Genomic DNA, 21,448 nt, shown 5'->3' on the forward strand with positions numbered 1-21,448 from the left:
CGGCCGGACCACGAGGTCGGCCCCCCTCCCCCGTAGAAGGAACCCACCCCCATGTCCCTCATCGCTTCCCTGCGGCACTCGCCGGGCGCGGACGCAAACATGTCCGGCAAAGAGCGGCATGTCGTGGCGACACTCGCTGCGGCTGTCCTCGGTTTCTTCGTGATCACTTTGGACGCGACCATCGTGAACGTCGCGCTGCCCTCGATCCGCGATGCTCTGGGCGGTGGCATCACCGGTTTGCAGTGGGTGGTCGACTCCTACACCCTGATGTTCGCAGCTCTGCTGCTGTCGGCAGGCTCCTTGTCCGATCGCATCAATGCGCGGCGGGCCTTCTGTGGCGGATTGTCGGTCTTCGTGCTGGCCTCGGCCGCCTGCGGATTCGCGCCCACGCTGTCGATGCTGATCATTGCCCGGCTGGTGCAGGGCATCGGTGCGGCTGTCACCATGCCGACGTCGATGGCCCTGGTGCGCCTTGCCTTCCCCGACCCGGCCCGCCGGGCGCGCGCGGTGGGGGTGTGGGCGATGGGCGGTGCCGTGGCCGCCGCCGCAGGTCCGGTCCTCGGTGGCCTGCTCAGTCTCGCCTCGTGGCGCATGATCTTCTGGATCAACCTGCCCGTCGGTCTCGTCACGCTCCTTCTGCTCACCCGTACTCCGCACTCTCCGACGCGGCCGGCGCCGTTCGACTGGATCGGACAGATCACCGCGGTCATCGCGATGGGCGGGCTGACCTTCGGTGCGATCGAAGCCGGGGAGGCCGGGTTCGCGGCGCCGCGGGTGCTCGGAGCACTGGGCCTGGCCGTCGTAGCGTTCGTCGTCTTCGTCATCGCGCAGGCCAAGGTGGCGCACCCGATGGTGCCGCTGGAGCTATTCCGCTCGCCTGTGATGCTGATCGCCACCGCGATCGGGTTCGCGTTCATGGCCGGCTTCTACGGGCTGCCGTTCCTGTTCAGCCTGTACTTCCAGCAGCAGCACGGCCTGTCCGCGCTGGGAGCCGGCATCGCGTTCGTACCGATGATGCTGTTCAGCGCCTGCCTGACCCCGTTCTCGGCGCGGATCGCCGAGCGCACCGGGCCGCGTGTGCCGGTCATCGCGGGCCTGGTCCTGATCGCCGCCGGCTCCGTTGTCCTGGCCGTGGTTCCGGCGTCGGCGCCGGTGTGGCTCACCGCCTTGCTGCTCATCCCGGTCGGTCTGGCGGGCCCGCTGGTCATGCCCCCGACCACCGCACTGCTGCTGGAGCACGTTCCCGGCCACCGGACCGGTACGGCCAGCGGTGTGTTAAACACCAGCCGGCAAGTCGGCGGAGCCCTGGCCGTCGCGGTTTTCGGCGCCCTGCTGTCCGGCTCGGCCGGGTTCGAGCACGGCCTGCGCCTCAGCCTCCTGCTGGCCGCCGTCGTGGCCCTGGCCGCCGCGCTGATCGTTCCCCGCATGGGCGGTGCCCGCCGCCCCGAGGCATGAGAACGCGGCGGCCTTCGCTGCCGAAAGCGCGAAGGTGTCCCGGCCGGCACCGACGAGGACGCCATCGCTCCGGCCGCCGACGACCTGGCCGCCCGGGGGCACCGGGCCCTGCCGGTGGTCTGCGACGTCGCTGCCCAGGATCGGCGTCCATCCCAGCAGCTCGGCCGCCCGATCGCTCTTCGTGCAGCTCCCGGCGACGTCATCGGGCCGCCGATCCGCGTGGAGAGCCCGGCCGCCGCATACATCACCGGGTCGGCGCTCCTCGCCGGCGGCGGACTCCCGGTGCACCGCGGTACACGTGTCAAGCCCCGGTTGTGTGGCAGTGCTTCCGGCTGCGCACGAGACTGAGAGGTACCAGGTCCCGAAGGCAACGACGCGTGGCGAGACGGGGTGACACATGGCGAGGCGCATACCGGAGACAATGGGAGCGTGGGAGGTGGCGGAGCCGGGCCCAGTGGAGGCGGCGCCGCTGCGCTTCGTCGAGAAACCCGTGCCGGCGCCAGGCCCCGACGAACTCCTTGTACACGTGCGCACCTGTGGCGTGTGCCGGACCGATCTTCACGTAATCGAGGGCGATCTGCCGGTGCACCGGCACCTTGTGACACCAGGTCACGAGGTGGTCGGTCTGGTGATTGCCATGGGTGAGGCAGTCACCGGGTACACGGCCGGGGACCGGGTCGGTGTCGCCTGGCTGCGGCGCACGGACGGTACGTGCGCGTACTGCCGGCGCGGGAATGAGAACCTCTGCCCGGACTCGCAGTACACCGGCTGGGACGCCGACGGCGGCTACGCTGAGTACACGACCGTTCCGGCGGCTTTCGCCTATCCGCTGCCCGGCGGAGTCGAGGATGTCCCACAGTCTCCACTGCTGTGCGCGGGCATCATCGGTTATCGCGCGCTGCGGCGGGCATCGCTGCCCCCGGGCGGGCGACTCGGGCTGTACGGGTTCGGAGGCAGCGCCCATCTGTGCGCCCAGGTGGCGCTCGCGCAAGGCGCGATAGTGCACGTTCTGACACGTGGCGAGGCGTCACAGCGGCTCGCGCTCGAACTGGGCGCGGCGTCCGCAGGCGGAGCCTTTGACATGCCGCCGGAACCGCTCGACAGCGCGATCCTCTTCGCGCCGGCCGGCGAATTGGTCCCGATCGCGCTGCGCGCCCTGGATCGCGGCGGAGTACTGGCGGTCGCGGGTATCCATCTCACCAACACACCGCCACTGGACTATCAGCGAGAGCTGTTCTACGAGAAGGAGTTGCGCAGCGTCACGTCCAACACTCGGGTGGACGGCCGCGAGTTCCTGGCGACGGCTGCGCGCTACGGGGTCCGCGCCACCACCCACCCGTATCCCCTGTCCCAAGCGCCGGACGCGTTGCGGGACTTGAAGACGGGCCGGTTCGACGGAGCAGCGGTGCTGGTCAACGACCTTTCGGGCTAGCCGTCCCCGGGACGTCTCCCATGCTGCGACAGGGGTGGCTGATGCATTCCGACGGGGGGGACGATCTTTCGGTACTCGCCGACGAAGGCGCAGCCCTGAGCGGCATCGCTCCTCGGGAGTTCATCTCCGTCGCCGATGACGCAGGGAACAGTGTCACCGTCAGCGTCCTGGGGCGCAATGCCAAGTGGGCTGCCGGGCTCGATGCAGAGATCGTCGTCGGGACGCCCTTCGTATCGAGCCGCAGAAGGCAGCCTCGTGAACACCGTCCCGGATCTCCCGGCGGATCCGCAGCCAACCGCTCCCACCCCGACCGGCGTGTAAACGACGAGGGCGTTGTGCTGCCGGTGCAGCAGCAACCCGCCACAACGGCCCGGCGACTGGCGGTCCTTGGTCACGTGCTTTGAGTGACGCACGAGGTCTGGACAGGCTCCCGGGGGGCGTGCTGTCATGCTTCCGGTTCCTCGTTTCCAACGTTGTAAGTCACCTCTAGCCCCGGTAGGCCCTCGACGCTCAAGCACCACCGGTCGGGCGGGCGGACCGCAGTAGCCGCCTGCCCAGCCGCACTCGCTGAGACGCAGTGACAGGAGGATTTGTGAGACGAAGCAAGCCATGGCACCCCCTGGGTCCCGGTCGCCGGCGATGGCGCGTGCTGGCGTCGACGGCAGCGGCCATGGGCCTCGTCGGCGCGCTGTTCGTGGGTCCCGCCGTGGCCAGTCCTGACAGCGGCTCCGGCGCGGCTGCCCAAGGCTGGACGTCCAAGACGCCACCGCTCACGACTCCGTGGACGGACGAGGTCGGCCCGGACAACGCCCACCCGGAGTATCCGCGGCCGCAGTTGACGCGTAAGCAGTGGCAGAACCTCAACGGCGTGTGGCAGTTCGCCGGTGCCCAGGCCGGTGACGCGCCGCCCTTCGGCAAGAGTCTGGACGAGCGCATCCTCGTGCCGTACCCGGTGGAGTCGGCGCTGTCCGGCATCAAGCGCCACGAGGACCGGATGTGGTACCGCCGGACCTTCAGCGTCCCGCGCAGCTGGACAGCGGTGCCCGGTCAGCGACTCCTCATGCACTTCCAGGCCGTGGACTATGACGCCAAGGTCTGGGTCAACGGCCACCAAGTCGCCACCCACCGAGGCGGCTACGACGCGTTCTCCGCGGACGTCACCGACGCGCTGAAGGGCGCCGGCCCGCAGGAGGTCGTGGTCGGCGTCACCGACGAGACCGACAAGACCTGGCAGCCGGTCGGCAAGCAGCGCAATGTGGCCGACCGCGGCATCTTCTACACCTCGAACTCCGGCATCTGGCAGACCGTCTGGATGGAGCCGGTGTCCACCGGGCACATCGACTCGCTGCGCATCACGCCGGACCTCGGCACCGGCACCGTGTCCGTCACACCGCGCCTCACCGGCGCGGACGGCATGACGGTGCAGGCGACGGCGTACGACGGCGACGAGGCCGTGGGCAAGGTCACGGGACCGGCCGGGTCGACGCTCAAGGTGCCAGTCCCGCATGCCAAGTTGTGGAGCCCCGACTCGCCGTTCCTGTACGACCTGCGGGTCCGACTGCTGCGCGGCGGCAAGCCGGTCGACGACGTGGGCTCGTACTTCGGGATGCGCGAGATCGGCACCGCGAAGGGCTCCGACGGCAGGATGCACATCACGCTCAACGGCAAGCAGACGTTCCTGCTGTCCACGCTCGACCAGGGGTTCTGGCCGGACGGCATCTACACCGCACCGACCGACGCGGGCCTGAAGTTCGACCTGGCCGAGCACAAGCGGCTCGGCTTCAACACCGTCCGCAAGCACATCAAGGTCGAGCCCGACCGCTGGTACTACTGGGCGGACAAACTCGGCCTGATGGTGTGGCAGGACATGCCGTCGATGAAGGTCGACTTCTCCAAGTCCCGGGCCGAGAACACCCCGCCCGAGGACGCCCGGCAGGAGTTCGAGCGGCAACTGCACACCATGGTCGACCAGCACGCCAGCTGGACCTCGATCATCGGCTGGATACCGTTCAACGAGGGGTGGGGCGAATGGAGCCGTGAGGCCACCGGCCGGATCGCGGACGACGTGGCCCAGCAGGACCCGAGCCGCCTGGTCAACGCCCACTCCGGGGTCAACTGCTGCAACTCGCTGGGCGACTCCGGCAAGGGTGACGTCGTCGACTTCCACCAGTACGTGGGGCCCGCCTCCCCCGTACCGGAGGGACGGCGCGTGGCCATCGACGGAGAGCACGGCGGCTTCGGTCTCGAGGTGCCCGGCCACATGTGGTTCGACGACGGCGGCGCATACGAGATGGAGCCGGACTCGGCGACGCTGACCCGGCGCTACGTCGAGAACCAGCGCGACCTGCTCACCGCCGCCCGGCAGTGCGGCGTCTCGGGCAGCGTCTACACCCAGATCACCGATGTCGAGCACGAGGTCAACGGCTTCTTCACCTACGACCGGCAGGTGAAGAAGATGGACTTCGACCAGGTGCGGGACATCAACGACAAGGTGATCAAGGGCGCCGACGGCTCCGCACCACCGCCGCAGTTCCCACCCGGCACACCCGGCCTGACCGGTGAGGGTGCCTGGCCCCTGGACGAGGGCAGCGGGACGGTCGCCAAGGACGCAGCCGGTGACCGCGACCTGAGCCTGCGTCAGGGCTCCACTTGGGGCACCGGTGTATCCGGTGGGGACCTGCAGTTCGACGGGGTCGACGACCACGCCGAGACGGCGGGACCCGTCCTCGACACCTCTGGCAACTTCACGGTGTCGGCGTGGGTCAAGCTGGACCGTCTCGACGGCTGGCGCACCGCGGTCGGCCAGGACGGGGAGGTCCAGTCGGCCTTCTTCCTGCAGAAGACCGGCGACACCAACAAGTTCGCGTTCAGCACGAGCGGCGGGCGCGCCCTGTCGACGTTCACGCCGCAGACCGGCAAGTGGTACCACCTGGTGGGCGTGCGGAACGCCGAGACGGGCGAGCACTCGCTCTACGCCGACGGTGTGAAGCAGGGCTCGTTCAGTCAGTGCCTCAACCCGGCGTCCGACGGCCCGCTCTCGGTCGGCCGGGCCCGGTTCAACAGCGGCAAGGTCGACTTCTGGCCGGGCGGTGTGGACCAGGTGCGCGTCTGGGACCGGGCACTCAGCAGCGCCGAGATCTCCCAGCTCTACGCCTCGGGCAAGTAGCCGAGCGAACACCCCCACGAGGGCCGGGCGGCGCTGTGCCGCCCGGCCCTCGTCCGCCTCATGAGTCGACCTTCGCCACAAACTCGTCGAGTCCGCCCAGCAGCGGTGGCGGACCGTGAATGCACCCCACCTCGTGGCCCTCGTCCGGGCAGACGCCCGCTTCGAACGCGGTCAGCTCGTCAAACACTCCGAGGCAGTTGCGGCATGATCAAGGCCAGCCGATTCCCTGGGGGCCGACATGGCATGGTCTGAACACGTGGTGGTTCGAGACGGCGTCCGGCTTGCCTGCCGGGACCGGGGCGGGCCTGGACAGCCGATCGTGTTGCTGCACGGCCTGGCCGGACACGCGGGTGAATGGGACGCGCTGGCACGGAGGTTGAGCCCCAGGTATCGGGTCGTCACGGTCGACGAGCGCGACGCCCACACCCGCACCTACCCCGACACGGCGATCCGCCCCGCTGGATGAGATCCAGCGGGGCGGATTCATGGGCAGCGTCCCGTGCGGCCGGAGGGAGCCCCTTCGCGTGGTCGGCGCGCTGGGACTCTGCTGGTGGATTCTCAGCCGGTGGTGCGGCGGCGGCGCATCCACCACCACAGGGCGCCTCCGGCTGCGACGAGGGCGGCGGAAATGCCGGTGATCAGGCCGATGGGGGCGGTGTTGCCGGTGTGGGCGAGGTCGCCGTCCGGATCGGGCGTGTTCGGCGCGGAGGTGGCCGGTGCCTGTCCGCCGCCGCTCCGGGTCGGCTGCGGGGTGACGGGGTCGGTCGGCTTGCCGGTGGGCTTGCCGCCGCCGGTGTGGGTCGGCGTCGGGGTGGGGTCGCCGCCCGGGTCATTGCCGGTGGCCTTGGCCGGGCCGCCGCCGAGGTAGAGGGTGTCGGTGTCCCGGTAGGACGTGTCATCCGACTTGGTGGAGTTGCGGGTGGTGTTGTCCAGGTCGCGGTTCTCGACGTTGAAGCGAGTGCGGGTGATGTTCTGCTTGGGCTGCTTGGAGAAGTCGACGCCACCGACGCCCTGCTGGTAGACCTTGCCGCCGTACTTCAGCTCGAACCACTCGATGCCCTTCTTGATCGAGTCCATGTACCGGTTCCAGACCTGCTCGCGGGTCCAGTTCTGGTTCGGGGCTCGCAACGGCCACGCGGACACGTCGTTCGAGTCGATGATCTTGTGGAAGTCGTTGGGGGACTTCGCGTCCTGCTGGCGGATGTACTCGGCGGCGACGCGGGCGTTGTAGACGGCGCGCAGGTCGGCGTACTTGGGGTCCTTGTTCACGCGGTCACGGATGAGCGGGATCACGTTGAGGCGGACGCTGTCCTCGATCGCGGTCTTCTCGGCCTTGGTCAGGTCGGTGCACTCGGTCGAGCCGGGCACGTGGTAGTCGACGTCGAGCCACTGGTCGGAGACCTTCATCGGCGAGTCGAGGATGTAGATGCCGCCGTCCTGCTCGCGTACCTTGGCGGGCTCGGGCTCGATCCAGAAGCGGGTACCCGGGAAGCAGGGGATGCCGTTACGCCGGGGTGCGGTGTCCCAGTACCGCTTGCCCTCCACGTGCTTGTCCGGGTTGAGGGCCTCGGCGAAGTCGTACTTCATCATGAGGTCGGCTTCGAGGAGGACGCGGCCGGCGTCGGTCTTGCCGAACGTGGCGTCCATGACCTTGTCCGGCTGGTCCGGGTTCAGGTTCACCCAGAACTTGTCCGGGGTGAGCGCCAGCCACGTGAACAGTGCGTCGGAGGACAGGTTCATGCGGGTCTGACCGCCGTAGCCGGGGTTGTTGTCCGGGTCGGGCATCTGGTCGGCGCGCATGGAGTACTGCATGCCATTGCCCTTGCCGAGGCCACCGACGTACCGGAGCTCCATGGTGGTGAAGTCGACGCCGCCCGGGCCGCCGCGTGGGAGGGTGCCGCGCGGGTCTAAGCGGCGTGCTCCGGCCTGGATCTGTTTGGCTTCGTTCAGGGTGCGGCCGGAGTTGTTGATGCGCTCGTTCAGCGGGCCGCGGGTTCCGCAGGTGGACGCGGAGCCGAGGGAGGCGAGGGTGGTGGTGCCGGCGCCCTGGCATCCGGGGGCGAACCACCGGTCGTAGCGTGAGTAGCCGCGGATCGGGGTGGTCTGCGGGAGCGAGTTGTACAGGCGCTGATTGCCGCGGACCGGGTTGACGGCGCCGGGACGCAGCCGGGTGACGTACCGGTTGAAGTCGTTGATCTTCTTCTTCTGGCCGTCGGTGAAAGGCTTGGCGCCGGTGAAGCGGAACTTGTGGTCCGGCATCAGGCGTGCGATCTTGCGGTCCTTGCCGAGCTGCTTGTTCGTCAGCTCGCTGTTGGACTTGAACTCGTTGAATTCCTTGGACTTCTTGTTGTAGGCGTCGTAGCGGCGCGAGTCGACCACGTTGCCCTGCGCGTCGATGAGGTCGACGGTGACCTCACACAGCCAGTCCGGACCGATGAGACGGAAGTCCTTGACCAACTGGCGCTCGAACGCGGAGCCCTTGGAGTTGTTGGTCTGATTGCGGATGTACCGGTTCTCGAACCAGTGGTCGAAGGTCAGGCCCTCGTTGTTGTTGAAGAACCGGGCATAGATCTCCATGGCCCGGTCAGCGGGGTCACCGGACGCGTCGGCGACCTTCTGCCACGCCTTGTAGTTCTTCTCCGTGTTGTTGGGGAATTTGGACATGGCCTTGGCCTTGTCCGCCGCAGTCGGGGGCCTGAGCCCGTCGTACGCTCGTCCGGGCAGCTTGTAGTTGAAGTTCTTCGGCAGGCTGGACGAGGCGTTGAAGTTCCCACCCAGTGGGTCGTTGGGGAAGCCGGAGTCGCGCGGCGTGGTGCCGTAGGTCTTGCCCAGGTTGCGTTCGTCGCAGCGCTTCGCGCCGGGACGGATCTTGGTGGTGACGGCGGGACCGGCGGCGACTGCGGTGCCGGTGGTGTCGACGCCGGGCAGGCCGGTCACGGTGACCGCCGAGGCGATCCCGAACGCGGCCAGGACGCGGCCCGCCAGGCGCCACCGCTCGGGTATGCGCAGTGCTGTATTCAAAAGTGTGGTCTTCCCTCTGGTGGGGCCAGGGGTGTGGGCGACGCCATGGGGCCCCCGTGGCATGTACGCGCCGCGCTGCCACCCTAGCCCCAACTACTGTCAGATAAAGAGCAGTTAAGGCCGTGTCCGCGCGTCACCCCCGACAGCACAACGAGAGTTGACGGTCTGTCATCGGCTGAAGAACAAGGACTCCATGCGGCTGGTCGCCACGTCGGTGTGCCTCACCCGCAGCGACGACGAGAAGAGCCCCGACCGCCCCCACGGGTCCGCCTCGCCCAGGCACGCCGTCGCCAGCGCCCCCCAGTCGTTCTGGTTCGGGTCGTCGTCCAGGTCGAAGATGACGTCCAGGTCTTCCAGCATCTCGGCGGTGACACCGCAGGCCGCCATGACGGCGGCCGGATCGCCCGATACGACGAACGGCTCATCGCCCGGCCAGCCGCACGCGTGGAACATGGGGCCGCCCGGCAGCATCACGAGGTCTTCGGTGTGCTCGGCCCCGCAGTGCACCTCCACTCGACCCACGACGAGTGCATCGGGGAAGCGTTCACGCAGCAGCTCGGCCTGATACAGCATCGGGGTGTCATTGCCGTCATCCGCATAGCCGGGGTCCGATACCGATATGACGTTCCCCCACACCCCCACCTGCACGATGTCCAGGTCGGCACGTGAGCGCACGGTGAGCCTGTCGCTGCCCTGGCGCGACCCGAGGTCCTCCAGCACCTCATCGATCATGTCAAGGGAGCGAGCGAACTCCAGGGCCGCCGCAGCGTCGTTGGGCGGCAGGTCCCCGGCGTCGACGGTGACCGGAGGCCGCACGACGGTGAGTTCGTAGCGGGTCCCACTACCGGTCGTCATGCGGTCTGCGGGAACAGTCCAGAATCCGTTGCCAGTCATGGGCGTTACCGTAGTGGCATCTGCTCCGCCCACGCGGAGATGCCCGGGACCTGCTGTGGTCATCGCGTTCGGATGCCGCAGCGGGGCGAGGCCGGGATCACCGATCGCGGCGTGTCATTCGTGCGTCCGGCCCGTCATCGGGGGGAACCTCACGGACGGGAGGAACGCCTCACACGCACAAGCCCGGCGAACCCGGCGCCGCGCCTGGACGTCACCGATCCGGGCTGCCTCCCCCACAGACATACCTGTGCTGTGCACGCTCACGCAGGTGTGCCGACCGAGGCGAGGTCGAGAGCGATGTCCGTGATCATGTCCTCCTGGCCGCCCACCAGCCCGCGCCGGCCCACCTCGACGAGGATGTCGCGCGTGTCGACGCCGTAGCGGCGGGCCGCCGTCTCGGCGTGCCGCAGGAAGCTGGAGTACACACCGGCCCAGCCGAGGGTGAGGGTCTCACGGTCGACGCGGACCTCGCGGTCCTGCAGGGGGCGGACGATGTCGTCGGCCGCGTCCATCAGCGGGAACAGGTCGCAGCCGTGCAGCCAGTCCATCAGGTCGGCCACCGCGACGAAGGCTTCGAGGGGGCAGTTGCCCGCGCCCGCCCCCTGGCCGGCGAGCGAGGCGTCGACACGGGTCACGCCGTTCTCGACGGCGACCACCGAGTTGGCCACTCCCAGACCGAGGTTGTGGTGGGCGTGGATGCCCAGTTCGGTGTGCGGGTTCAGTACCTCGCGGTAGGCACGGACCCGGTCGGACACTCCGTCCATGGTGAGCCGGCCCCCGGAGTCGGTGACATACACCCACTGGGCGCCGTAGGACTCCATCAGCACCGCCTGGCGGGCCAGTTCGACTGGTCGGCCATGTGGGACATCATCAGGAATCCGGCGACGTCCATGCCCAGGTTGCGGGCGGCGTCGATGTGCTGGGCGGAGATGTCGGCCTCTGTACAGTGCGTGGCCACGCGGACCGAGCCCGCAGCGCGGCCGGCCCCTTCGTGTGCCGTACGGCATTGGACACCAGCTCCGTCGCTGGCGACCTCGTGCACGGTTGGCCGTGGTTCGGCGCCCGATAGTTCGTTGAACTGGGCATGATGGAGGCTGGAGCGCCCGAGTTGATCGTGGCGGAGTACCGGGTCGCAGGGCTGTCGCCGGAGGTGATCGCTGAACTCATCGCAGAGGTCAGGCCGTTGTGGCACGAACAGCATCTGGCACGCCTGACGGCTCGGCCGCGGCGACGGGCTGTAGGGGCCGGGGCGAAACACAAGTTCGTCTTCGTCGGCCGGCTGCTGGCCACCCTGGTGAGCCTGGGGGAGGTCGGCGATGCCGACAGCTCGGTGGCTCGGGTTCATGGGTTCGACGGCGACAGCCAGCCCGTTCGGCAGCATGTGCCTCCAGGTTGGGTCGGCCGCTGTGGCCCCGCCGGCCTGCCGGGCGGCGGGGGTCCGAGCGGGTCAGCTGTGGAACTGGTTAGGCGGGACGGGGAGCCCGTAGTGTTCGCGCAGGGTCGTGCCTTCGTACTCCTCGCGGAACAGGCCCTTGCCGCGCAGGATCGGCAGGACGTGCTCGGCGAAGGCCGCCAGGCCTGAGGGCAGGGCGGGTGCCATGATGTTGAATCCGTCGGCGGCACCGCCTTCGAACCAGGCGATGATCGTGTCCGCGATCTGCTCGGGTGTGCCGACGAACTCGAAGTGGCCGCGCCCGCCGCCGAGCCGGGAGATGATTTGGCGGACCGTCAGCTGCTCGCGCACCGCGAGGTCGATGATCAGGTCGGAACGGCTCTGCGAGCCTTCCAGCTTTGGCTTGGAGAGGATGAAGGCCGGTAGAGGGTCGTCAAGAGCGAAGACCGACGGCTCGGTCTCGAACACGGCGGCGAGCTGGCGCAGCCCGTACTCCGGTACGCGCAGCTCGTCGAACTCTCGTGCGAGCGCGCGGGCTTCCGCCTCGGTCGAGCCGATGTAGGGGACGATGCCTGGCAGGACGATGACGGTGTCCGGATCGCGACCTGCGGCCTTGGTGCGGGCCCTGATGTCGGCGTAGAAGCCGGCGGCGCGCTCGTACGTCGTGTGGGCGGTGAAGATCGCCTCGGCGTGGCGGGCCGCGAAGTTCTTGCCGTCCTCGGAGGAGCCGGCCTGGACGAGCAGCGGGTGGCCCTGTGGGGGGCGCTCGACGTTGAGCGGGCCGGCCAATTTGAAGTGGGTGCCTTCGTGGCCGAGACGGTGCAGCCGTGCGGGGTCGGCGTAGCGTCCCGTGGCCCGGTCGGCGATGACGGCCTCGGCCTCCCAGCTGTCCCACAGTGCCTTGGTGACGCGCAGGAACTCGTCAGCGCGGGCGTAGCGCTCGGCGTGGCCGGGGCGGTCGTCGAGGCCGAAGTTGGCGGCCTCGTCCGATCCGGCCGAGGTGACGATGTTCCAGCCGGCGCGGCCGCCGCTGACGTGGTCGACGGAGGCGAGGCGGCGGGCGAGGTTGTACGGCTCGTTGTAGGTCGAGGAGACGGTCGCGATGAGGCCGATCATGCTCGTCGCCTGAGACAGTGCGGTCAGCAGGGTCAGCGGTTCGAGTTGGCCCGGCGGGCGGAATTCGCCTGTGCCGATGAGGGCCGGGCCGTCCGCGAGGAACAGTGAGTCGAACTTGGCGCTCTCCGCCAGCCGTGCCAGCTCGATCCAGTGCCCGAGGTCGAAGTCTGCCCGGGGGTTGCTGTGCGGGAGCCGCCAGGCTGCTTCGTGGTGGCCTGCTTCCATGAGGAAGGCGTTGAAGTGGAGTTGGCGTCGTCTGCTGCTCATGAGCTGACCTTCAGCTTGGAGCTGTCGTAGCCGGCCGGGAGGAGGTTGTCGGTGATCGACTTGACGTCGACGTTCTTGGTGATCTGACCGGCTTCCCGGAAGGCGTCGGCGAGCTTCTGCTCGAGTTCGATGTCGGAGGGTTGTACGGGGGTGAGCCGGTTGGAGTAGGCGGCGAGTTCCGCCTTGGCGTCGGCCAGCGGGATGCCCTGTTCCTGGGAGAGTGCTTGCGCGTACTTGTCGGGGTTCTTCACCGCCCAGGCGAACTCCCGCGAGAGCCGCTTGAGTACGTCGGTGAGAGCCGCTCGCTTGGTCTTGTCCTTGAGGAGCTTGTCGTTGGCGATGTAGTAGTTGCTCGTCTGGTCGATCGGCGGGAGGCCCTTGACCAGGACGCGTGCGCCGTTCTTGACCGCGATCGCCGACTGCGGGTTCCAGATCGACCAGGCGTCCACCTTGCCGGTGTTGAAGGCTGTCGCGCCGGCCGCGGGGTCGAGGAAGACCAGTTTCACGTCCTTGGGGGTGAGGCCGACGCTCTTCAGTGCGTTCAGGGCCAGGCCGTGGGCCGAACTACCTTGCGGGATGGCGATCTTCTTGCCTTTGAGGTCTGCGGCCGTCTTCAGCTTCGACTCCTTGGGCACGATGATGTTTTCCAGTGCCTGGTCCGGTGTGAGCGAGCGGTTGACGGCGACGATTTTGAAGCCGTACTCCTTCGCGGCGCCGGTGATCGGCGGTACGTCGCCGACGCTGCCGAGGTCGATGTCGCCCGAGGCGGCGGCCTGCACCAGCGGCGGACCGAAGGTGAAGCGGGCAAACTTGACCTTGTAGGGGGCGTTGTCGAACACGCCGGTCAGCTTGGCCAGCGCCTCGGTGCCGTCACCGCCGTTGTCGCCGACGGTGAAGGTGTACTTGCTCCACTCGGGGTGCTTGGCGTCGCCGGCCTGGGCGGCGTCGCTGAGCGGTGCGGCGGTCTCCGACTGTGAACCGCAGCCGACCAGGACACCGGCGAGGACGAGCGAGGCGGCGGCGCCGACGACGCGGCTGGTTCTTTCATGCATGGGATTCCGTGCCTTCTGTGCTGGGTGAGGGTGCTGGCGTGAGGTCAGTGCCGGCCGGCGAGACCGAGGTCTTCCAGGAGCCGCGCGCGCAGGTCTTCGCGTGCGGTGCCCGCCTCCCGGTCGGCTGCGGTGAGGTGGACCTCGTGGGAGGCGCCGATGCGGCCGTCGCTCATGACGACGATGCGGTCGGCGAGGGCGATCGCCTCGTCGACGTCGTGGGTGACGAGCAGCATGGCGGCATGGTGCCTGGTCCGCAGTCCCCGCACGAGGTCATGCATACGCAGCCGGGTGATGGCGTCCAGTGCCGCGAACGGCTCGTCGAGCAACACGAGTTCGGGTTCCGATACCAGGGCCCGGGCGAGTGAGACGCGTTGGGCCTCGCCTCCGGAGAGCTCCTTGGGCCATGCCTTCTCGCGGCCCGCGAGTCCGACTTCCTCAAGTACGTCGCGGGCTCGCTGTTCCGCGTCCGCCCCGTGGAGGCCGAGGGTGACGTTGCGCAGGACGCGTTGCCAGGGCAGCAGGCGGTCGGCCTGGAAGACGATCGCCCGCTTCGCCGGGACCTCGACACGCCCCGCGTCGGGCCGGTCGAGTCCGGCGAGCAGCCTCAGCAGGGTGCTCTTGCCGCAGCCGGACGGGCCGAGCAGGATCACCAACTCCTCGTCGGCCAGGGTGAGGTCGAGGTGGTCGAGGACGATCCGGTCACCGAACCGGCGGACCACCTGCTCGACGACGGCCCCGGTGCGGCGGCGGGGCTGTGTCGCGGTCGTGCTGCTCATGACGCCTCATAACTGGGCCGCCACCGCAGCAGCACCCGCTCGAGAGCCCGGACGAACTGGTCGGCGAGCAGGCCGAGCAGTGAGTAGATCACCAGCCCTACGAAGACCTGGTTGGTCTGCAGGTAGGTCTGCCCCTGGGTGATGAGGAAGCCGAGTCCCTTGTCGGCGTTGATCGTTTCAGCGGCGACGAGACCCAGGACGCTGTAGGCGAGGGAGAAACGGAGGCCGACGAGGAACCCGGGCAGGGCTCCGGGCACCAGCACGCGCGTCACCAGGCGCCGGCGGCCGGCGCCGGTGGTGCGCGCCATCTCGATCAGGCGCTGGTCGACGGCTCGGATAGCGGCGAACAGGTTGAGATACATCGGGACACCGGCGCCGAAGGAGATCAGCAGCACCTTTGTGAGTTCGTCGATGCCGAACCACACGATCATCAGTGGCAGCACCGCGAGGAGGGGGATCGTGTTGAACACCTGCACGATCCCGTTGAACAGGTACTCACCGCTGCGCAGCAGTCCGCCGAGCACCCCGGCGGCGATGCCCACCGTCAGGCCGAGCGCCAGGCCGGTGCCGGCCCGCTGCAGCGAGATGGCCAGGTCCGGTCCCAGGACGCCTTGTTGCCACAGGTCGACGGCGGACTTGACGATCGAGGTCGGTGCCGGGGCGCTGGTTTTGGGCAGCGCTCCTGCCCTGGCGAGCACCTCCCAGGCGATGAGGATCACGACCGGGGTCGTGTAGATGCCCAGCGGCCAGCGCAGTCGCTCGCGGATCCTGGTGAGCGGCGTGCGGCGGCGTGCGCCGTCCGGCACGAACACCTCGCGTTCCGGCTCTTTCGGTCTTTCGGCGCCCGGACCCTTGGTCAGGGCCGGCGCCGGAATACGGACGTCGGTCACGCCGCCACCGCCAGGACCTTGGTGTAGTGCGAGGCGTCGCCGATGAGTTGCTCGCTGCTACGGCCGTCGGTACCGACCGGCACCTCTCCGGCGACCGTCACGCGGTTGAGGCGGCGCGGGTGGTCGTCGTAGTTGTCCACCGCGTAGTGCTGGGTGATCCGGTTGTCGAAGATCAGCAGCTGGTTCGGGAACCAAGTCCAGCGCAGGACGTTCTCCGGACGTGTCACGTAGGACTGGAACAGGCGCAGCAGGTCGGTCGAGTCGCTGGGCGACAGGCCCACGATCCGCTTGGCGAACCCGCCGATGAACAGGCCGCGTTCGCCCGTCAGGGGATGCACCCGCACGAACGGGTGCTCGGCCTCGTACGGCGTCGAGACGAAGATGCGGTCGTACTCCTGCCGCTGCGCCGTCGCCGCGGCGGGGCGCGCGTAGTCGTGCTGGTTGGTGTGCACCACGCGCAACGAGTCCGCGAGGGCACGCAGCGGCTCGGGCAGGTCGCTGTAGGCCGCGGCGGCGTTGGCGATGAGCGTTTCGCCGCCGTACGGCGTGGTCAGCAGGGAGCGAAGCGTGGTGAGCTGCGGCGGGTTGACGACGAAGGTGACGTCCGTGTGCCACTCGTTGGCCTTGGACGTCTCGCTGTCGACGGCGAGCACGTTCGCCGTACCGTCGGCGGCCGGCACGTTCGGGTGGGCGGTGGTGAGGTCGCCGAACCAGCCGGCCACGCGCTCCTGACCGGCGTTGTCGAGGTCGACGTCGTCGAAGACGATCGCCTTGTGCTCGTTGAGGGCGGCTCGCAGCGCTGTGACCGTCGAGGGGTCGGGCGTCACCGCGAGGTCGACACCCTCGACGACCGCACCGATACGGCCGGTGAGCTTACGGATGGACACAGACATGGAGAAGTCCTTCTGGAGGTAGGTGCGCGCACCACCAGGTGCTGAGCAGTGAGAAGTTGGCGTGAGCACGCGGCTCACCGGCCGAGCGACGGGGGCACTTGGCAGGTCGGTGCGGCTACGGCGCAGGAGCAGCCGCCGCCACGGCGCAGGATCGGTCGCCGATCCGCGGCGCAGGAGCAGCCGAGGATCAGGCGGGAAACGTGACCAGGCGGATCGAGCCGCCTGAAGACCGCTGCTGAATCACCGAACGCGAGGACGCACCGGGCAGGCGCTCAGCCTGCCCGGACGACGACGCCGGGGGCCGCGTGCCAGGTCAGCGACAACAAAACGCGCTGGAGACGTGCGCCAGATCGATGTGGCGCCGCCGGGTGAGGTCCACGCGCGGGTTCATGGGACGAGAGTTCAGCAGAGGTCCACCACACCGGTCAATGCTTTCCCGGACAGGTCTTGCATTGCGGACACAGAGAACGTGCGGCGGCCGGTGGGGAACGCATCTGCGGCGGGGCAGCGTGCTCGTGAAGGGGGCGTGCCCTGCGGTTTCCGTCAGGCCCCCCGCGGTGTAGGCATCTAGCTGGTCTGACAGCGAGTGCGCCTTCCCCGGCGGAAGGCCCACCCGTTGTACACGGGCTCATGCGCCGGTGCCAACTACCGCCGCCTGCGGAGGGTCAGCGGCGGTGTGCGCAATGGCGGCCCCAGGAGACGTCGTCGACGAATCGGCCGCGGTTGTTGCGCAGGGTCGCGGTGTCGTGGTCGTTGTTCCACACGTACGCGCGACGGTCCTGAAACAGGTCGGTGCGGGTGTCGCGGCCGACGGCACACGACCGGCAAGAGCTCCGGCCCGGACGGCAAGGACTTCACGGAGCAGGCAGGTCGGGCGGGGAGCGACCCGTCCCGAGTTCCCTGGCCTCCACTCCCAGGCGTCAGCAAGTCCACGCAGGCCGTGCCTGGACCGCTGCCACTACGTGAGGGGTCCATCCGTGGCCTGGGACGACACCGGGTCCGCCACGGGTGCTGGAATGTCCTCGGTGGAGGTGCGCGCCTTCCGCCATGGCAGGAGCAGCGCGCTGGCCATGCACAGCAGACCGGCGATGAGCAGGGCGCCGCGGACTCCGGCTGCGGCGGCGATGAGGCCGCCGGCGATCATGAAGGCGGCCTGGCTTGTCTTCGCGCTGACGGACCAGGAGGTGCCGACGCGGGACATGAAGGCGTCCGGTGTGGCCTCCATGCGGTACGTGGTGAACGATGGGTTGAAGACCCCGGCGGAGAAGAGCAGGCCGAAGTCGGCGGCCACGATGACCAACACGCCGGGGGCACCGGAGGGCGTCAGCGGCAGCAGGATCGTCCAGAGCGTGCGGGCGACACCGGACAGCAGCAGAATCCGGCGCTGACCGAACCGCCGGGTGAGCAGTGGGGTCAGGCGTGAGCCCAGCACGCCGCCCAGGCACGGCAGCCCCAGGGCAAGTCCGTACTGCCACGGTGCCAGACCGAGGTCATCCAGCATGAGGACGGCCATCAGCGGTGACGCCATCATGACGGACCCGCCGAAGAGCAGGGCGTTGAAGAACAGCGGGCGCAGTACTGGGTGTTGTAGGAGGTAGTGCCAGCCGGCGGCGATGTCGCGGCCCAGGTGAGAGGCGGCGGCACGTGCCGGTGGCGCGGGTTCGGGCTGCCGGATGCGGCCGATGCCCAGGGCCGAGGCGAGGAAGGACAGTGCGTCGACCACCAGCGTGGCGGCCGCGCCCAGCGCCCCGGCCAGGAGCCCGCCGACGGGCGGGCCGGCGCTGACGCTGATCCAATTGGTGGTCTCGAACAGGCTGTTGGCACGAAGGCGGTGCTCGGGCAGGACCAGCGCCTTCAGATGTGCTCCGCCGGCCGCGTCGAACGCGACGGACGCCGCCGTCTGGAGAATGCCGACGACACACAGCTGAGTGAAGGTGAGCCGGCCGAAGGCCATGGCGATGGGAATGCTCGCCAGCACCACGCAGCGGGCCAGATCAGCGGCGATCATGACCGGCCGCTTGTACTGGTGCTCGATCCGCACACCGAGCGGCAGAGCGATCACCGCGCTCGCCACAGCAGACATCGCGGCAAGCAGGGAGACCTGGAACGCCGAGGAATCCAGCACCAGCAGAGCAACCAGCGGCAGCGCCCCCATGCCGACGGCACTGCCCGCCGCGCTGACCGCATAGGCGCCCCACAACCGCCGGAAGTCCCGCCCGAGCGCGCTCCGCTGTCCCAACCGAACCCTCCCGAGGTGCGAAGACGCTCAGCGTAGTGACTCGGCCCACCCACCACCCGCGATCAGGCCATCACCGGACGCACCTCAGAGCTGGGATCAGAAACAAGTAATCAGGCCCGCGGTGGTCCCGGGGAATCGCCTACTGGCCAACGGGCTTGAGTACCCGCCCGAGGGCATCCTCCTGGGCTCATACGCTGGTGCGGGCGGACGCCGCGCCATCCGCCGCGCACGGCACTAGGGCGCGTATCGAAAGTGGATCTCGGGTGTTGGATGATCGTGGTTCATGGCGCGGGGTGATCCCACAGATGAACAGTGGGCGGTGTTGGAGCCGTTGTTGTCCAAAGGGAATGAAGGGCGGGGCGGCCTCCCCTCTGGCCGCGGCGGCAGCTGATCGATGGCATACGGTTTCGGGGGTTCCGTGGCGGGACGTACCCGTCGAGTACGGGCTGTGGGGCCGGGTCTACGATCTGCTCCGCCGATGGCAGCGGGACGGCACCTGGCACCGGGTCCTCATCCAACTCCAGTCCCGGGCCGACGCCAAGGGTGCGATCACGTGGGTCCTGAACGTCGACTCCACAGTGTGCCGCGCGCACCAGCACGCGGCCGGGGCCCGCAAGCAGGGTGACCTGCAGAAGGAACCGCCGGGCGGTGTCGTCACCGAGCCCCGTGACCACGGACTGGGGCGCTCACGCGGGGGGTTCACCACCAAGCTGCACCTGGCCGTCGAGCAGGGCCAAAAGCCTATGTCGATCGTGGTGACCGCTGGGCAGCGAGGGGATCACCGCAGTTCGAGCCCGTGCTGGAGAAGGTCCGTGTGCCCCGCCAAGGGCCAGGCCAGCCGCGCATCCGCCCCGATCGAGTACGGCATGAAGGTGCCGACGCAAGACCGTCCTGGGTCCTGCGGCGGTTCAGCGCTCGATGCCCAGGCCGTCCAGGAACTCCTGGAACAGATCCTCCACGAACGGGTCGGACCGCTTCGACAGGACATCGGCGATCGTCTTGGGCAGGGGGGTCAGGCCAGCCGCCCGTGCCCAGGCCACAGCGCGCTCCGCAGTCTCCTCCGGCCCCAGGAACCAGTCGTCGACGGATTGGCCGCCCTCCGCCATGTAGGCGGACATGGCTGTCCGGTCGAGACATGCGCGCCAGGTTGCCCGGTCCCTGGTTCTGCCTTCCAGCACAAGGCAGTCACTGTCCATTACGAATCCGGCAAGGACCGGGCGGCCAGTGACTTCCACAAGCCCGATGAGAGTCTCCTCGTCGATTGAGGTCCGCCCTTCCAACGACCAGAGCCGCCAGTCATCAGCGCGCTCCTGAAGCAGCTCCATGTGCACCCCGTCGGTGAAGGTTGCCGCCCCGTTCAGCGGGTGCCGATGGCGGGCGACGATGAGAGAACCCCAGTACCCCATGTGCTTGCTCCATGTCCGAGAGCCGCTGCCTGGCGGCGCTCGCCGCAGCCACCCAGAGCCGCGTTTGCGCTGAGAGGTGCGATTCTTGCAGAAGTCGCACCTTGTCGGCCCCGGCCCTCTCATCCAGGCCCTGGACCTCCACGACTGGGCGGCCTCCACCGGCCGGGCCATGGCCTCCAACCTCGCCCACACCGCCCGCGCACTGGCCGAGAACCCCCTGCCCGCCCCGCCCTCCTGAAACGATCACACCGAAGAGAACGTGCCATGAACGATGCCACACCCCTCGCCCTGGTCACCGGCGCTTCCAGCGGCATCGGACTCGAACTGGCCAAACAGCTGGCCGAACTCGGCTACGACCTCGTCATCAACGCCGAGGACGACACTCGCCTCCAGCAGGCGGCCGCCCAGATCCGGTCCGCCGGCGCGCAGGTGGACGTCATCCAGGCCGACCTGCGGGACTACGACCAGACCGAGCACCTCGTCGACACCGTCCAAGCCATCGGACGGCCGCTGGACATCGCGGTACTGAACGCCGGCGTGGGCCGGGGCGGCGCCTTCGTCGACATCGATCTGGCGGACGACCTGGAGGTCATCGACCTGAACGTCAGGTCGACCGTGCACCTGGCCAAACGCGTCGTCCGCACCATGCCGCCCGCAACGACGGACGCATCCTGGTGACCTCGTCCATCGCGTCGACCATGCCTGGCTCCTTCCAGGCCGTCTACAACGCCTCCAAGTCGTTCCTGCGGTCCTTCGTTCAGGCGCTGCAGAACGAGCTCAAGGACACCGGCGTCACCTTGACCTCGCTGATGCCCGGCCCGACCGAGACCGACTTCTTCCACCGGGCGGACATGGACGACACCAAGGTCGGCCAGCAGGACAAGGACGACCCCATGCAGGTCACGCGGCAAGGACTCGACGCGCTCCTCGCCGGCAAGGAGAAGGCCGTCGCCGGCTCCGCCAAGACCGCAGCCCAGGAGATGGCGAACAAGATCCTGCCCGACAAGGCCAAAGCCGAGACGCATCGCAAGATGGCCGAACCCGGATCAGCAGAGAACGAGAAGACCGACTGACAGGGCTTGCCCCTGCCGGTCAAGCGGCCTGGCCTACACACTGTGTGTGCCGACCGGCGCCCGCGACATCGCCGCAGCCCTCATGTCCGCCCGTCGCTGGCCCCCCGGCGCACGTCGCGAAGACGACTCCCTGCTCACGGCCTAACCGCCCGCCCCCATCTCCCCACGCCACCGGCCCCCTGAGCCCTGGGGTCCACCCCATACAGCGGCACCAGGACCGGCGGCGTCACGGCCCCACAGTTGGGTCGTCGAATGTATCGCCGGTCGGCGGAACACCCCCGCGTCGGCGGGGAGGAATGCCGGAGGGCAGCCGACCCTGCTGGCGTTCAACACCGCGTCGACCGGCTGATCACCCCATACAGAGGGCCGTACTGT

General features: G+C 68.8%; 14 protein-coding genes and 6 pseudogenes. 9 read left to right on the plus strand and 11 right to left on the minus strand.

Annotated elements, in window-relative coordinates; translation table 11 throughout:
• The first annotated feature begins 51 nt into the window (after window positions 1–51).
• The 5 genes and pseudogenes from ABZ478_RS35035 to ABZ478_RS35055 form a co-directional block, all read left to right on the plus strand.
• Window positions 52–1,455 carry an MFS transporter gene (locus tag ABZ478_RS35035; protein ID WP_359556096.1) on the plus strand — a complete coding sequence of 468 codons (1,404 nt, stop codon included), beginning with the start codon at window positions 52–54 and terminating at the stop codon, window positions 1,453–1,455.
• Between the two features lie 421 nt (window positions 1,456–1,876).
• Window positions 1,877–2,887 carry a zinc-binding alcohol dehydrogenase family protein gene (locus tag ABZ478_RS35040; RefSeq protein ID WP_359556099.1) on the plus strand — a complete coding sequence of 337 codons (1,011 nt, stop codon included), beginning with the start codon at window positions 1,877–1,879 and terminating at the stop codon, window positions 2,885–2,887.
• Window positions 2,888–2,928: 41 nt separating this feature from the next.
• Window positions 2,929–3,291, plus strand: coding sequence for a DUF5959 family protein (locus ABZ478_RS35045; RefSeq protein ID WP_359556101.1), 363 nt, complete (start codon window positions 2,929–2,931; stop codon window positions 3,289–3,291).
• Window positions 3,292–3,533: 242 nt separating this feature from the next.
• The gene (locus tag ABZ478_RS35050) at window positions 3,534–6,053 is read left to right on the plus strand and encodes a LamG-like jellyroll fold domain-containing protein (RefSeq protein ID WP_359556104.1); all 2,520 of its coding nucleotides are present in this window, start codon (window positions 3,534–3,536) and stop codon (window positions 6,051–6,053) included.
• A 238-nt stretch (window positions 6,054–6,291) separates the two neighbouring features.
• Window positions 6,292–6,468: pseudogene (locus tag ABZ478_RS35055) on the plus strand (alpha/beta hydrolase); the annotation flags it as partial.
• A gap of 143 nt (window positions 6,469–6,611) precedes the next feature.
• Here ABZ478_RS35055 and ABZ478_RS35060 read toward each other — a convergent pair.
• The 10 genes and pseudogenes from ABZ478_RS35060 to ABZ478_RS35105 form a co-directional block, all read right to left on the minus strand.
• Window positions 6,612–9,074: a hypothetical protein gene (locus ABZ478_RS35060; RefSeq protein WP_359556106.1), complete on the minus strand. Its 2,463-nt coding sequence runs from the start codon at window positions 9,072–9,074 to the stop codon at window positions 6,612–6,614.
• A 168-nt stretch (window positions 9,075–9,242) separates the two neighbouring features.
• Window positions 9,243–9,968, minus strand: coding sequence for a DUF6333 family protein (locus tag ABZ478_RS35065; protein WP_359556108.1), 726 nt, complete (start codon window positions 9,966–9,968; stop codon window positions 9,243–9,245).
• 260 nt (window positions 9,969–10,228) lie between these two features.
• Window positions 10,229–10,935, minus strand: a pseudogene (gene dmpG, locus ABZ478_RS35070) (4-hydroxy-2-oxovalerate aldolase); the annotation flags it as partial.
• A 480-nt stretch (window positions 10,936–11,415) separates the two neighbouring features.
• Window positions 11,416–12,744: an LLM class flavin-dependent oxidoreductase gene (locus ABZ478_RS35075; protein ID WP_359556111.1), complete on the minus strand. Its 1,329-nt coding sequence runs from the start codon at window positions 12,742–12,744 to the stop codon at window positions 11,416–11,418.
• Entirely contained in the window at window positions 12,741–13,796 is a 1,056-nt protein-coding gene (locus tag ABZ478_RS35080; protein WP_359556112.1) for an aliphatic sulfonate ABC transporter substrate-binding protein, read from the minus strand. Before ABZ478_RS35080 ends, ABZ478_RS35075 begins: the two co-directional genes overlap by 4 nt.
• A gap of 44 nt (window positions 13,797–13,840) precedes the next feature.
• Window positions 13,841–14,572 carry an ABC transporter ATP-binding protein gene (locus ABZ478_RS35085; protein WP_359556114.1) on the minus strand — a complete coding sequence of 244 codons (732 nt, stop codon included), beginning with the start codon at window positions 14,570–14,572 and terminating at the stop codon, window positions 13,841–13,843.
• Window positions 14,569–15,462, minus strand: coding sequence for an ABC transporter permease (locus tag ABZ478_RS35090; protein ID WP_359556115.1), 894 nt, complete (start codon window positions 15,460–15,462; stop codon window positions 14,569–14,571). The genes ABZ478_RS35085 and ABZ478_RS35090 overlap by 4 nt, the downstream gene beginning before the upstream one ends.
• Complete coding sequence (locus ABZ478_RS35095; protein WP_359556116.1) at window positions 15,459–16,355, minus strand: TauD/TfdA family dioxygenase; 897 nt, start codon at window positions 16,353–16,355, stop codon at window positions 15,459–15,461. Before ABZ478_RS35095 ends, ABZ478_RS35090 begins: the two co-directional genes overlap by 4 nt.
• Window positions 16,356–17,020: 665 nt before the next feature.
• A pseudogene (locus ABZ478_RS35100) lies at window positions 17,021–17,164 on the minus strand (lamin tail domain-containing protein); the annotation flags it as partial.
• A 149-nt stretch (window positions 17,165–17,313) separates the two neighbouring features.
• Window positions 17,314–18,594 (minus strand): MFS transporter, encoded by a 1,281-nt coding sequence (locus tag ABZ478_RS35105; RefSeq protein WP_359556119.1) that lies wholly within the window; start codon window positions 18,592–18,594, stop codon window positions 17,314–17,316.
• Window positions 18,595–18,941: 347 nt separating this feature from the next.
• On the opposite strand from ABZ478_RS35105, the pseudogene ABZ478_RS35110 reads away from it, so the two are divergent.
• Window positions 18,942–19,049 (plus strand): annotated as a pseudogene (locus tag ABZ478_RS35110) (hypothetical protein); the annotation flags it as partial.
• Between the two features lie 453 nt (window positions 19,050–19,502).
• On the opposite strand, the gene ABZ478_RS35115 reads toward ABZ478_RS35110, so the two are convergent.
• Window positions 19,503–20,000 carry a hypothetical protein gene (locus ABZ478_RS35115; protein WP_359556171.1) on the minus strand — a complete coding sequence of 166 codons (498 nt, stop codon included), beginning with the start codon at window positions 19,998–20,000 and terminating at the stop codon, window positions 19,503–19,505.
• Window positions 20,001–20,085: 85 nt separating this feature from the next.
• Here ABZ478_RS35115 and ABZ478_RS35120 point away from each other — a divergent pair, with 85 nt between their 5' ends.
• The 3 genes and pseudogenes from ABZ478_RS35120 to ABZ478_RS35130 form a co-directional block, all read left to right on the plus strand.
• Window positions 20,086–20,238, plus strand: coding sequence for a hypothetical protein (locus ABZ478_RS35120; protein WP_359556120.1), 153 nt, complete (start codon window positions 20,086–20,088; stop codon window positions 20,236–20,238).
• A 26-nt stretch (window positions 20,239–20,264) separates the two neighbouring features.
• Window positions 20,265–21,073: pseudogene (locus tag ABZ478_RS35125) on the plus strand (SDR family NAD(P)-dependent oxidoreductase).
• A gap of 28 nt (window positions 21,074–21,101) precedes the next feature.
• Window positions 21,102–21,218: pseudogene (locus ABZ478_RS35130) on the plus strand (DUF5133 domain-containing protein); the annotation flags it as partial.
• Between the last annotated feature and the right edge of the window lie 230 nt (window positions 21,219–21,448).

Source organism: Streptomyces sp. NPDC005706 (assembly GCF_040631045.1).
Taxonomy (GTDB): Bacteria; Actinomycetota; Actinomycetes; order Streptomycetales; family Streptomycetaceae; genus Streptomyces.

Coding starts and splice junctions, on each gene's coding strand:
- ABZ478_RS35035 (WP_359556096.1), top strand. CDS start 52: ATGTCCCTCATCGCTTCCCTGCGGCACTCGCCGGGCGCGGACGCAAAC.
- ABZ478_RS35040 (WP_359556099.1), top strand. CDS start 1,877: ATGGGAGCGTGGGAGGTGGCGGAGCCGGGCCCAGTGGAGGCGGCGCCG.
- ABZ478_RS35045 (WP_359556101.1), top strand. CDS start 2,929: ATGCATTCCGACGGGGGGGACGATCTTTCGGTACTCGCCGACGAAGGC.
- ABZ478_RS35065 (WP_359556108.1), bottom strand. CDS start 9,968: ATGACTGGCAACGGATTCTGGACTGTTCCCGCAGACCGCATGACGACC.
- ABZ478_RS35075 (WP_359556111.1), bottom strand. CDS start 12,744: ATGAGCAGCAGACGACGCCAACTCCACTTCAACGCCTTCCTCATGGAA.
- ABZ478_RS35080 (WP_359556112.1), bottom strand. CDS start 13,796: ATGCATGAAAGAACCAGCCGCGTCGTCGGCGCCGCCGCCTCGCTCGTC.
- ABZ478_RS35085 (WP_359556114.1), bottom strand. CDS start 14,572: ATGAGCAGCACGACCGCGACACAGCCCCGCCGCCGCACCGGGGCCGTC.
- ABZ478_RS35095 (WP_359556116.1), bottom strand. CDS start 16,355: ATGTCTGTGTCCATCCGTAAGCTCACCGGCCGTATCGGTGCGGTCGTC.
- ABZ478_RS35115 (WP_359556171.1), bottom strand. CDS start 20,000: ATGGGGTACTGGGGTTCTCTCATCGTCGCCCGCCATCGGCACCCGCTG.